Raw genomic sequence first — 9,619 nt, forward strand, 5'->3', positions numbered from 1 at the left:
CTCCTCAGGCAGCCGTCAGCACGTGGCGGCGGCTCTTCATCAGCGGCTGGATGCGGGTGCCGAACTGCTCCATGCCGATGATGAAATCGTCGAAGGTCAGCATCACGCCGCGCAGCCCGGGGATCTCCGCCATCTCGTCCAGCAGCTTCGCCACGGTGGCGTAGCTGCCGACGAAGACGCCCTGGTTGGTCGGGTAGCGGTCGCCCTGCAGCTTCTGCCGGTTGGCGGTGGCATAGGGGTCGGTGGTCCTGTCGGCGCCGGCCTGGGCGTTGCGCCAGGCCATCGCCTCCTCGTCGAAGCCGTCGCAGTAGTGCTGCCACTTGGCCTGCGCGGCCTCATCCGTCTCGTCGGCGATGACCATCTGCATCACCAGCGCGCCGACATCGCGGCCGGTCTTCTCCGTCGCCGCCACCAGCCGGGCGATGGAAGGCGCCACGCGCTGCGGCTGGTTCACCCCGAAGCCGACGCAGAAATTGAAGTCGCCATATTCGGCGGCGAATTGCGTGCCCTTGTCCGACTGCGCCGCGCAGATGATGGGGATGCGGGCGGAGGGCATGGGCAGCAGCTGGCAGTCCTCCATCTGGAAGAAGCGGCCGCGGAAATTGCTCTCGCCGTGCTCCCACAGCTCCCGCATCACGTCCACGTACTCGGCGCAGTATTGGTAGCGGTTGTTGAAATGCTCGGTGCCCGGCCAGATGCCCATCTGGCTGTACTCCGCCTCCTGCCAGCCGGAGACGATGTTCACCCCGAAGCGGCCCGGCGCGATGCTGTCGATCGTCACGGCCATGCGCGCGGCGATCGGCGGCGGCATGGTCAGCACGGCGATGGAGGCGAAGAGCTTGATGCGCTGGGTGACGGAGGCGAGCCCGGCCATCAGCGTGAAGCTCTCGAGGCCGTAGTCCCAGAAGCGGCTCGGCCCGCCGAAACCGTGCAGCTTGATCATCGACAGGGCGAAGTCGAGGCCGAAGCCTTCCGCCGCCTGCACGATGCGGCGGTTGAGGTCGAAGCTCGGCAGGTATTGCGGCGAGGTGGTGGAGGTCAGCCAACCATTGTTGTTGATGGGAATGAAAACGCCGACATCCATGACCCAACTCCTGGCTCTTCGGCGGCCAGTGCAGCAATCGTCATGCCAGCAAGCACGAAGGGCGCCGGTCAGCCCTACAGGCGATTAACCCGAAGGCATACGGTCGGCCGTGCGGGCCGACCTGCCCAGCGCACAGGCACCATGCCCGGAAGAGGTCAGGCGGAGACCGGGCGTGGCGCCAACGCCACGGCCCGCGCGCGGCGGCGCCCGGCACGCCATTGCGCTTCCGCCCGCAGCAGCAGCCTGAGGAAGGCCAGGGTGCCGATCCGGCGGCGGATCGCCCGGCGCTTGCGCCAGATGCCGGGCAGGCCGGCGAAACCCTCGGCCGCGCCGCGGAAATAGGCGCCGAGATTCTGCCGCAGCCAGGGCCGCCGCCCGGTGAAGCCCTGCGCCACCATCCCCGCCTGGCCCGCCAGCGCCAACGGAAAGGCCAGCGGCAGCAGCGGCCAGGGCATCGCCTTGAAGAAGGCCCAGAGGCAGTTCCGCGCCGAGAGGCGGATGGTGAAGCCGGTCGGCGCCCCGCCGGTGGAGGCGGTGCCGAGATGGAAGACCCGCGCCGCGGGGATGGCGATGCCCTTGTGGCCCCCCAGCACCGCCCGCAGCGCCAGGTCCACATCCTCCACATAGGCAAAGAAATCGGCGTCGAAATCGCCGATCTCGGCGAAGAGGGCGCGGCGATAGAAGCTGGCCGCGGCGCAAGCGGAGAGGATGGGAAAGGGCGCGGCATACTGCCCCGCATCCCGCTCCCCCTCGCCGATCTTGCAGGGCACGCCATAGAGGGTGAAGCCGTCCGCGACGCAGTCGATCACCTTGCGGTCGCGAAAATCCAGCAGCTTGGAGGCGGCAAAGCTCACCTCCGGGCGACGGTCCAGCTCCGCCATCGCCGCCGCCAGCCAATCGGGCGCGGCCTCCGTGTCGTTGTTCAGCAGCGCCACCCATTCGCCGCGCGCGCGGGCGATGCCGGCATTCACCCCCCTGGCGAAGCCGAAATTGCGCGGCAGCGCGACCACCCGCACCTCCGGATAGTCGCGGGCGAGCAACGCGGCGCTGGCATCGGTGGAGCCGTTCTCCACCACCACCACCTCGAAGTCGCGGAAGTTCTGGCGGCGGAGGCTCTCCAGGCAGGCCGGCAGCAGATGGGCACCGTTCCAATTGGGGATGACCACCGTCACACGGGGCGCAGCGGCGTCGGGCCTGTCCATCATGCCGGCGGTCCTAACCTCTAGGGCACCAAGGCGCCAGGGATTGCGCGTTGGCGGCAGTTCCAGCCTCCGGGCCTGAAACCCACACCGGGGTCCGGGGCCAGGTCCTGGCCCCGGCGGGCGTGCAGAGGGCAGAGCCCTCTGCCGGGGTCCAGGGGGCAGAGCCCTGGCCAAGCCCTTGCCCTCCGCCCGCCGCCGCGCTTCACCCCGCCCATGTCCCCGCCCGACCCCGCCGCGGAGCCGCTGCACCTGGCCGCCCGCCGCGTGGCGCGCGGCGCTGCCTCCCTGGCCGTCGGACAGGTCCTGGCCCGGGCCATCGGCATGGGTTTCACCCTGGCCCTCGCGCATCTCCTGCCGATCGAGGCCTTCGGCACCTGGAACCTCGCCCTCTCCGCCCTGGTCCTGGCCGGGCTGGTGCAGGATGCCGGGCTGTCCCGCACCGTGGTGAAGGAAGTGGCGCGGGCCCCCGCCAGCGCCGCCCATTGGATCGGCCATCTGCTGCCGCTGAAGCTCGGCCTCGGCCTGCTCGCCGTGCCGCTGCTGCCGCTGCTGGGCTGGGCGGCGGGGTTCGGGGCGGAGACGACCCGCGTCCTGGCCGTCATCGCCCTGGCCCTGCCGGCGGCCAATCTGTGGCTGCTGCTGGAGAATGCCGGGCAGGGGCTGCACGCCATCCGCGCCCTGACGCTCGGCGCGGTGGCGACGGCGGGGCTGCAGACGGCCTGTGGCCTCACCGCCGCCTGGCTCAGCGGCGGTTCCCTGCCCGCCATTGCCGCCGGCTTCGTCCTGGCGGGGCTGCTGAACCTGCTTCTCATGTGGCGCTGGATCGGCCGGCTCGCCGGGCCGCTCCGCTGGCGCCGGGCACCGGGCTTCGTCAAGCGGGTGTTGCGGGACTCCCTGCCCTATCTCGGCGTGGCGCTCGCCATGGCGGCGCTGGGGCGGGTGGAGGTGCTGCTGCTCGGCCGGCTGGCGGGGGAGGCGGAGGTCGCCCTCTTCACCGCCGGCTTCAAGCTGTTCGAGGCCGCGCTCTTCCTCATCCATGCAGCGCAGATCGCGCTCAACCCCACCCTGGCGCGTCTCATCCAGGTGGACCGCCCCGGCTTCGCCCGCTGGTTCGGCTGGCAGATGGGCCTGCCCGCCGCGCTGCTGCTGCCGGCCGTGCTGTTGGCGCTGCCGGTGGCGCAATTCCTGGTCTGGCTGCTCTACCCCATAGCCTATGCCCCAGCGGCCGTGCCGCTGGCGGTGCTCTCCCTGGCGCTGCCGGTCACCGCGCTGCAGCTCCTCGCCAGCGGCGCGCTGGTGCTGACGGACCGGCAGGGCCAGGCGATGCTGGCCCAGGGCGCGGTGGTGGCGGCGCAGATCGGGCTGAACCTGCTGCTCATCCCGCGTTTCGGCGCACTCGGTGCGGCGCTGGCCATCGCCGGCAGCCAGGCGCTGGGGGCAGCGCTCGGCCTCGGGCTGGTGCGGCGCCTGCTGCTGCCTGGCTGGGCGGCGCTGGCGCCGCTTTTCCGCATGCTGGCGGTGCAGGGGGCGGCGCTCGGCCTCGGGCTTGCGGTGGCGCTGGTCTTCCGGCACTCGGGGGCCGGGGTTGCGGCCGCCGCCCTGGGCTGGGCCGCCGGCCTCGCCGCCATCCGCTTCCGCCCCTCACCGCCGCAGGCCTGATGCCCCGCCTTTCCGTCCTCTTCATCGCCGCGCATCCGGTCGAGGGTCCCTCGACCCGCTTCCGTATCCATCAATACCTGCCGGCGCTGGAGGCTTCCGGCATCGCGGCGGAGGTCCGGCCCTTCCTCTCCTCCCGCCTCGCCCCCCTCGCCTACCGCCCCGGTGTCGCGGCCAAGCTCGGCATCACCGCGCTCGGCGCGCTGGGGCGGCTGGGCGACCTGGTGCGGGCCAGCCGGGCCGACCTGGTCTATGTGCTGCGGGAAGCCTTCCCGGTCGGGCCCGAGGTGTTCGAGCGGGGGATGGAGGCGCTGAGCGGCCGCCTCGCCTTCGATTTCGACGACGCGATCTGGGAGCGCTCCTTCAACATCGACAACCCGATCGACCGGCTGCGGGATTTCGACCGGCCGGCGCGGCTGATCGCCCGCGCCCGGCGCACCGTGGTGGGCAGCGAATACCTCGCCACCTATGCCCGGCGGCACGCGCCCTCGCCGGAGCAGGTGGTGCTGATCCCGACGGTGGTGGACACGGCGCGCTTCCGCCCGGCGCCGCGCCCGGCAGATGGCGCGCTGGTGATCGGCTGGATCGGCACGCCGCGCAACACGAGCTATCTCCAGGCCATCTGGCCGGGGCTCGCCGAGGCGGCGCGGCGGAACCCGGCGCTGCGCTACTGCTTCGTCGGCGCCGAGCCCTTCGAGACAGAGGGCGTGCCGGTGGAGTTCCGTCCCTGGACCCTGGCCGGCGAGATCACGGACATCCAGGGCTTCGACATCGGCATCATGCCGCTGCCGGATGATCCGCAGACCCGGGGGAAATGCGGGTTCAAGATCATCGAATACATGGCCTGCGGCCTGCCCGCCGTGGCCAGCCCGGTGGGTGCCAATCGCGAGGTGCTGCGGCATGGCGAGACCGGGCTGCTGGCGACGACGCCGGAGGAATGGGCGGAGGCGCTGCACCTGCTGGCCGGCGATGCCGCGCTGCGCCGGGCGATGGGCGAGGCCGGGCGGGCGCGGGCCGTGGCCGGGTATTCCCTGGCGGCGATGACGCCGCGCTTCATCGCGACGATCGAGGCGGCGGCGGGCTGAGACCTACCGGGCGCGCCGCTTCGGGGCTGCCTGCTTCCCGGCGGCCACGCGCTGTGCCGCGGCCAGGCCGGAGCGTGCCCAGACGAGCAGCTCCTCCGCCTCGTCCAGCAGATGGTCCGGTACGCGCCAATAGGCGAGCTCCACGCGGCGCCCCTGGCGGGAGTAGCTGAAGGGCGCGGCCCCGGCGGCCTCGAAGACCGGCCGGTTCTGCGCATCGCCGCGCAGATACAGGGCCTCCCGCACCACGAGGCCGAACATCACCCCATGGCAGAACAGGCCATGGCCGCTGAACATGCGCCGCGGCGCGACGGGCCCGAGGGGCGCCAGCTGCTCGGCCAGGAAGGCGATGAAGCTGCCGCCGGATGCCATGCGCGCCCTTCCCCGCTGCCGGGCCGCATCCTCCCGCCCCCGCCATGGCGTCGCAAGCCCGGCGCCATCGGCTATTGTTCTAGGCTGGCGTGGAAGTGCCGCCCGCCGGCCCGCCCGCCCCAGCGGGGCGCGACGCGGCGCTCGCTCCCGCCGCATGCCGGGTCCGGTAGCCATGGCCGATCAGCTTCTCCAGCACCGAGACCGGCTCGCCGACCTGCACGGTCGCGGTCACGCCGACCACCAGCCGCGTCTCCGGCGGGATATCCTCCAGCCGGATCCGCACCGGCACGCGCTGGGCGAGGCGAACCCAGGTGAAGGTCGGATTGACATTGGCCAGGAGACCGGAGCCGCCACTCCGCTCCCGGTCCTCGATGCCGCCGGCGATGCTCTCCACCTGGCCATGCAGCACGCCGGACTGCCCCATCAGCTGGATCGTCACCCGCTCCCCGAGGCGGATACGCGGCAGCTTCGTCTCCTCGAAATACCCCTCGACCCGCAGGGAATCGGTGTTGATCAGGGCCATGACCGAGGTGCCGGTCGCCACGTAATCCCCGGCCTGCAGGGTGAGGTTGGAGATGACGCCATTGGCGGCGGCCCGGACCTCGGAGCGGGCGAGGTTGAGCTTCGCCAATTCGACCTCGGCGAGCGCCTGCCGGCAGGCCGCCTCGGCCTCGTTCAGCGCCGCCTCGGCCTGCTCCTTGCGCTGCCGGGAAGCGAAATCGCCGAGGTTGTGCGAGCGGCCCAGCTCCCGCCTCGCCTGGTCGCGCGCCGCCAGGCGGCCGGCGAGCGCGGCCTCCGCCTGCTGCAGCGCGATCTCGAAGCGCCGCTTGTCCACCCGGAACAGCACCTCGCCGCGATGGACCACGCTGTTGTCCCGCACCAGGACCTCATCGACCAGGCCGGACACGTCGGAGGCGACCTTGACGACATCCGCCCGTACATGGGCGTCCCGCGTCCAGGGATCGTTCATGTAGTAGTCCCAGAGGCCGCGCCCGGTCAGCGCGGCCACGGCGACCACGGCCAGCGTCACGGCGATGCGGCCGGCATGGGCAAGAAAGCTGTTCATCCGAGAACCTTGCTGGCGAAGGAGGACACCGCGCCGAGGATCAGCACATAGAGCGCGAGGTCGAAGAGCGGCCGGTGCCAGACCAGCGCATAGAGACCGGCGCGCTCGGCCACACGCTGCACCGCGCGGAGCAGCGCATAGGCCGCGAGCATCAGGCCGAAGAGGCCGGGCATGTAAATGCCGTAGATGTCGAGTTCGAGGGGCATCGGAGACTACTCGGCGGCGAGGGATGCCAGGGCGGGGCGGTCGCCGTCCCGGTGGCGGAAGCCAGGCCCGGCCGGGCCGGGCACGCCGGGGAAGAGCGATCGCCTGAGGCCGACCAGGGCATCGAGGGCGGCCTGGCGCGGCCCGGCCTCCTCCAGCGCGAACACGGCCCGGAGCGCCCGGTCGATGTCGCCGCGCAGGGCCTCCGGCGCCGCACCTCTTTCGCCATCGGCGGCGCAGCGGCCGAAGAAATCCGCCACCCCGCGCAGCGTGGCATCGATCGCCGCCCTGGCCTCGGGCGGCAGCGCCCGGCGGTCGCGTTGCAGGGCGATGATGTTGTAGCCGGCGCGCAATTCGGCGAGCCCCTCGAGGGCCGCCGGCGAGGGCGAGGCCATCGCGGCGAGCCGCGGCATGAGCTGGCCCAGCCTGTCCAGCGTGCGGCTGACCAGGGCGCGGTGGTCGAAGGGGCGGGCGCCCGAGGCGAGCGCGGCCAGGTCTGCCCAGCCGGACCGCATGAGCCGGCGCGCCGCCCATTCCTCGCCGAAGGGCCTGGTGACCAGCGTCCAGACCAGCGCGAAGAGCAGCCCGGCCATGATCGCGATCCCACCCTCGGTATAGGAGGCGAATTCGGCGCTGTAGCGCCCCTGGAGGCCGAGATCCCCGGCGAGGTTGACAGCGAGAAGGAGGGTGAGGAGCGACAGCTCGGGCCTCGGTATCAAGGCCCCCACCAGCAGGAAGGGCGGCGCCAGCACCAGCACGAGCAATTCGAAGTCCTGGATCCGCGGCAGGACGACGAACAAATAGAGGCTGGTGAAGGCATAGGCGATGGCGCTCCAGACCAGCATGAACTTCATGGAGGGCGCCGGCCGGTCGAGGCCGCCGAAGAAGCAGCAGGCAATGGCGACGAAGGCCACGGCGTTGGCGCCATCCGCCCACCCGCTCCAGATCCAGAGCAGGCCCGCGAGGAAGGTCGCCAGCACGGTCGAGGCCACGGCGAGCGCCATGCGGCCGCGATCATGGTGCAGCTCCTCCCCGACGACGGGGCGATGCCGCAATTGCGGCCGCCACCGCTGCGGCGCCCCTTGCCGGCCGATCCGCCCCCGCAGGGTCAGGCAGTCCTCCCAGAGGTCGATCAGCTCGGACAGCCGGCTGACCAGGCTGGTCCAGACCAGCTTCGTCCAGAGCGGCCCGTCGGCGGGCCCCGGCAGGGCCGCGAGCCCGGCACGCAGCCGGTCGGGCTCCGCCGCGTCCGCCGCCTCGACCGGCGTCCCGATCCAGGCGGCGATCCTCTCGGTCAGCGCCTGCAGCCCGGGCGGAAAGGCGCCGAGCTCAAGGCGCAGGGCATGCATGCGGTCGGCCAGGGCGGAGAGCAGCGGCAGCAGGAACAGGAACCTGCCGCGCAATTCCAGGACATGGGGCTTGATGTCCCGGGTCCCGGCATCATGGGAAAGCTGGCTGATCAGGGCGCTCAGCGGCGCGATATCGGCGGCGAGCCGCTGCCGCGCCACCGGCGCCGCAGGGTCGGCGCCGCGCGCGAGCAGGATCTCCCGCGCCCAGCCACCGGCATCGCCGAGCCATGCCCCGATGCGGCCATCGACGACCGAGCGCAGGCTCCGGGGAAAGATTGTCGTGCCGATGATCGCGGCGGCGAGGATGCCGAGGATGATCTCCTCGCTGCGCGCCACGGCCAGCTCGAAGATCGTCTCCGGCGCGTCGACGCCGGGCAGGACCAGCAGCGGCAGGGTGTAGCCGGCGAGCATGAAGACGTAGTTGCGCGGCGTCCTGCCATGCAGGGCGATGTACAGGAAGCTCCCGGTCCACAGCGCGATCGCCAGCATCAGCAGCTCGGGTGCGCCGTTGAACAGGCTGACGAGCAGCACCCCGCCCGCGGCGCCGAGCAGGGTGCCGAAGGCCCGGTCGAAAGCCTTCGAGACCGTCGCCCCGGAGAGCGGATTCGCCACCACATAGACGGCGGTCATCGCCCAGTAGGGGCGCGGCAGGCCGCAGGCCAGGGCGATGTAGAGGGCCAGCATGGCCGCCGCGAAGGCCTTCAGGGAGAACAGCCAGTCGCGCCAGGACGGCCATGTCATGCCCGGCTCTCCGGCCGCGGCATCGCCGCCTCCCGGGGCGCTGCCCCGCTGGCCTGGCCGAGGGCATCGAACACCCGCAGCGTCGCCGCCACATCGGCATCGCTCACCTCGCCCAGCACCTGCGCCCGCAATTCGGCCAGGGCCGCTTCGATCTGCGCCGCCCGCAGCTCTCCCGCCGCGGTCAGCCAGATGCCGTTGACGCGCCGGTCCCCGGGATCGCCGCGCCGCTCGATCAGGCCTGTCGCGCAGAGCTCATCGAGGAGCCGGACGATGGCCGCGCCGGTGACGCCCAGATGAGAGGCCAGCGTCACCTGACGAACCCCGCCGCCAAGCCGGCCCACCCAGAGCAGCGCGGCGGCCCGCGCCTGGGAAATGCCATGCTCGGCCAGCACGCGCTGGGCGAGGCGGCGCCAGAGCCGTCCGGCCTGCAGCAGCGTCGAGGTCAGGCGGAACCGGGGGCAGGCGGTATTGCTCATCTGTTGACAGATAGGATGAGCATAATACGCATGCTATCTATTAGCCGGGTTGGCAGGGGCTGTCGAGCCCGACAGGCGGGGCAATACTGTTCCGCTCCCGCACGCGCGGCAGCGTCGAGGAGGCTAGTGTCCTGCCCGGGACATTCGGGGGATTTCCACGAACACAGCGGATCCGCAGGCCACTGAAGACAGTGGCGAGTGGCCTGAGAACGAAGGCCGCACGACTTCGAAATCAGGAGACTAGAGCACTTTCGGTTCACATGCGTTCACCGAAAACGCTCTACGCCCTTGTTTGCAGAGCAGATTCAAGTCCTCGGGCGATGCCGCCCTACGGCGGTCTGCTCTATGGCGGTGGCTCAGGCGCCGAGAGCGGCGCCGTCCGGCAAT

9 protein-coding genes are annotated in these 9,619 nt (G+C 71.7%); 2 read left to right on the plus strand and 7 right to left on the minus strand.

Annotated features, from left to right (window positions below; genetic code table 11):
• Positions 1–4: 4 nt before the first annotated feature.
• Both rutA and NJ376_RS14280 read right to left on the minus strand, forming a co-directional pair.
• Complete coding sequence (gene rutA, locus NJ376_RS14275) at positions 5–1,084, minus strand: pyrimidine utilization protein A (protein ID WP_252953950.1); 1,080 nt, start codon at positions 1,082–1,084, stop codon at positions 5–7.
• 155 nt (positions 1,085–1,239) lie between these two features.
• A complete protein-coding gene (locus tag NJ376_RS14280) occupies positions 1,240–2,289 on the minus strand; it encodes a glycosyltransferase family 2 protein (protein ID WP_252953951.1) in 1,050 nt (349 codons plus the stop codon).
• A 210-nt stretch (positions 2,290–2,499) separates the two neighbouring features.
• Here NJ376_RS14280 and NJ376_RS14285 point away from each other — a divergent pair, with 210 nt between their 5' ends.
• Both NJ376_RS14285 and NJ376_RS28990 read left to right on the plus strand, forming a co-directional pair.
• Positions 2,500–3,945 carry an oligosaccharide flippase family protein gene (locus tag NJ376_RS14285; protein ID WP_252953952.1) on the plus strand — a complete coding sequence of 482 codons (1,446 nt, stop codon included), beginning with the start codon at positions 2,500–2,502 and terminating at the stop codon, positions 3,943–3,945.
• On the plus strand, positions 3,945–5,027 hold the full coding sequence (locus NJ376_RS28990; RefSeq protein ID WP_305879984.1) for a glycosyltransferase family 4 protein: 1,083 nt from the start codon (positions 3,945–3,947) through the stop codon (positions 5,025–5,027). Before NJ376_RS14285 ends, NJ376_RS28990 begins: the two co-directional genes overlap by 1 nt.
• Positions 5,028–5,030: 3 nt before the next feature.
• Here the strand turns inward: NJ376_RS28990 and NJ376_RS14300 are convergent, their stop codons facing one another.
• The 5 genes from NJ376_RS14300 to NJ376_RS14320 form a co-directional block, all read right to left on the minus strand.
• On the minus strand, positions 5,031–5,396 hold the full coding sequence (locus NJ376_RS14300) for a TfoX/Sxy family protein (protein ID WP_252953953.1): 366 nt from the start codon (positions 5,394–5,396) through the stop codon (positions 5,031–5,033).
• 79 nt (positions 5,397–5,475) lie between these two features.
• A complete protein-coding gene (locus tag NJ376_RS14305; RefSeq protein ID WP_252953954.1) occupies positions 5,476–6,462 on the minus strand; it encodes an efflux RND transporter periplasmic adaptor subunit in 987 nt (328 codons plus the stop codon).
• Positions 6,459–6,668: a DUF1656 domain-containing protein gene (locus NJ376_RS14310; RefSeq protein ID WP_252953955.1), complete on the minus strand. Its 210-nt coding sequence runs from the start codon at positions 6,666–6,668 to the stop codon at positions 6,459–6,461. The genes NJ376_RS14305 and NJ376_RS14310 overlap by 4 nt, the downstream gene beginning before the upstream one ends.
• A 6-nt stretch (positions 6,669–6,674) precedes the next feature.
• Positions 6,675–8,756, minus strand: a complete 2,082-nt coding sequence (locus tag NJ376_RS14315; protein ID WP_252953956.1) for an FUSC family protein — start codon at positions 8,754–8,756, stop codon at positions 6,675–6,677.
• Positions 8,753–9,232: a MarR family winged helix-turn-helix transcriptional regulator gene (locus NJ376_RS14320; RefSeq protein ID WP_252953957.1), complete on the minus strand. Its 480-nt coding sequence runs from the start codon at positions 9,230–9,232 to the stop codon at positions 8,753–8,755. Before NJ376_RS14320 ends, NJ376_RS14315 begins: the two co-directional genes overlap by 4 nt.
• Positions 9,233–9,619: the final 387 nt, after the last annotated feature.

This window comes from Siccirubricoccus soli, assembly GCF_024178315.1.
In the GTDB taxonomy this organism is placed as follows: Bacteria; Pseudomonadota; Alphaproteobacteria; order Acetobacterales; family Acetobacteraceae; genus Siccirubricoccus; species Siccirubricoccus soli.